This window comes from Streptomyces sp. NPDC048255 (assembly GCF_040652415.1).
Taxonomy (GTDB): Bacteria; Actinomycetota; Actinomycetes; order Streptomycetales; family Streptomycetaceae; genus Streptomyces.
In genome coordinates, this window is the sequence record NZ_JBEZMA010000146.1 from 1 (window position 1) to 1305 (window position 1305).

Consider the following 1305-nt stretch of genomic DNA (forward strand, 5'->3'; position numbering starts at 1 on the left):
GGCTGCTCATGCTGACCCAGTTCACCTTGATCATGGACTTCATGGTGATGATGCCGCTGGGCCCGCAGATCATGCGCGCCCTGCACATCTCGCCGGCGCAGTTCGCCGCGGCCGTCTCGGCTTATTCGCTGTGCGGCGGGCTGTCCGGCCTGCTCGCGGCCACGTATATCGACCGCTTCGACCGGCGCAAGCTGCTGCTGGCGATGTACGCGTTGTTCGCGTTGTCCAACCTGGCCTGCGCCCTGGCCGACAGCTATGCGCTGCTGCTGGCCTCGCGCGCGTTCGCCGGCATCAGCGGCGGCGTGCTCGGCTCGATCATCATGGCGATCATCGCCGACGTGATCCCCGCGCAACGCCGCGGCGCCGCCACCGGCACGGTGATGACCTCGTTCTCGGTCGCCTCGGTGATCGGCGTGCCGGTCGGCGTGCTGCTCGGCGCGCACTTCCACTGGTCGGCGCCGTTCTGGCTGCTGGTGGCGCTGTCGCTGCTGATCTGGATCGGCGGCGCGCGGGCGGTGCCGCCACTGGACCGGCACCTGTCGCAACAGCCGCACAGCTTGGCCCAGGCGCTGCCGAACCTGCTGCGGCTGTTCGCCAACCCGCGCCACCTCAACGCCTTCGCCCTGACCTTGATGCTGACCACCTCGCAGATGCTGGTGATTCCGTTCATCTCGCCGATGCTGGTGGCCAACCACGGCATCGACCCGTCGCAGCTGTCGTGGATGTACATGGCCGGCGGCGTCGCCGCGTTCTTCACCTCGCGCCTGATCGGGCGGCTGGCCGACCGCCACGGCAAGCAGCGGGTGTATCGCATCGCGGTGCTGGTGTCGTTGCTGCCGGTGTTGTTCGTCACCCATCTGCCGGCGGTCGGCTTCATCGCCATGTTGCTGTTCTTCCCCGTGTTCATGGTCTCGATGAACGGGCGCATGGTGCCGCTGCAGGCCTTGCAGACCACGGTGCCGCAGCCGGAGCAGCGCGGCGCCTATCTCAGCGCGAACAGCGCGGTGATGTCGCTGGGCACCGGCATCGGCGCGTGGCTGGGCGGCTTGATGCTGAGCACCGATGCGAGCGGGCATATCGCCGGCTACGGCGCGGTCGGCTGGATCGCCGCGAGCCTGGCGCTGTGTTCGGCGTTGTGGGTGGGACGGGTGAGCGCGGCGGATACAGCGCCGGCCCCCGTGCCGGGCGGCGAGCGCCGCGACGAAACGGCCTGAACGTCGGCGGCCTGAACGCGGGCGGCGCTCGCCAAGCGCGGCCGCGCGGATGGACTCGCCGGCCGATGCGTGCACAATCGCCCGGGCGAGC

General features: G+C 69.8%; 1 protein-coding gene. It reads left to right on the forward strand.

Annotation, left to right across the window (positions count from 1 at the left end; all coding sequences use genetic code 11):
• A partial coding sequence (locus tag AB0D94_RS37825; RefSeq protein WP_362062528.1) for an MFS transporter occupies window positions 1–1214 on the forward strand: 1214 nt, incomplete at its 5' end.
• Window positions 1215–1305: the final 91 nt, after the last annotated feature.